We start from the raw sequence: 590 nt of genomic DNA, 5'->3' as shown, positions 1-590 counted from the left end.
CGCACGTTCCGGGAGAAACGTTCGTGGCGTGCGATCACCGGGTAGTCTCGCGGCAATTGCTGGGTGTCGGCTCCAGCCGGAGATTCCACGCGTGAGCACGCGTGGGCTGCCCCGTTCGCGTCGCCACCCAGCACGGGTCCCCTCGCGGGGAAAGCGTCTCGGAGGTCGACGCATGCCTGGCTGGCTGTTCCGTCCCTTTCTCGTCGTGCTCTACGTCCTACCGCTGCTGACCGTCGTGTTGCTGTCCGCGCCGGCGTGGCTGACCTGGCCCTTCCTACCCGCCGGGCGACAGCGGGTCGTGCTGGAGGTCATCGACCGGCTGGTGCGGTGGACGCGTACGGTCATGACGCACCACGCCGCCCCCACCCCACGGGGCCGGGGCGCCGCCACCGGGCCCTGAGCCGCCGCGTGCCGCCGGCGGCCCCGGCTCACGGTGCCGTGAGCCGCTTCTCCAACAGGGTCACGCCGTACGACCGGCCACCGTCGCCGTTCTTCGCCGCCCGCTCGCCGACCACGGCGTACCCCGCGTCCTCGTAATAGGCGCGCAGGCGGTCGTTGTTGGCCAGGCAGTCCAGGCGGCACAGCGTGCG

Annotated in this window: 1 protein-coding gene; it reads left to right on the top strand. The window is 72.0% G+C overall.

Annotated features, from left to right (window positions below; all coding sequences use genetic code 11):
- Positions 1-172 precede the first annotated feature (172 nt).
- Positions 173-400 carry a hypothetical protein gene (locus tag KUM32_RS38930; protein ID WP_187090020.1) on the top strand — a complete coding sequence of 76 codons (228 nt, stop codon included), beginning with the start codon at positions 173-175 and terminating at the stop codon, positions 398-400.
- The last annotated feature ends 190 nt before the right edge of the window (positions 401-590 follow it).

The organism is Streptomyces sp. AC627_RSS907 (genome assembly GCF_019049165.1).
Note: the sequence above shows the minus strand (reverse complement) of the source record. Positions and strands in the feature narration are given on the sequence as shown.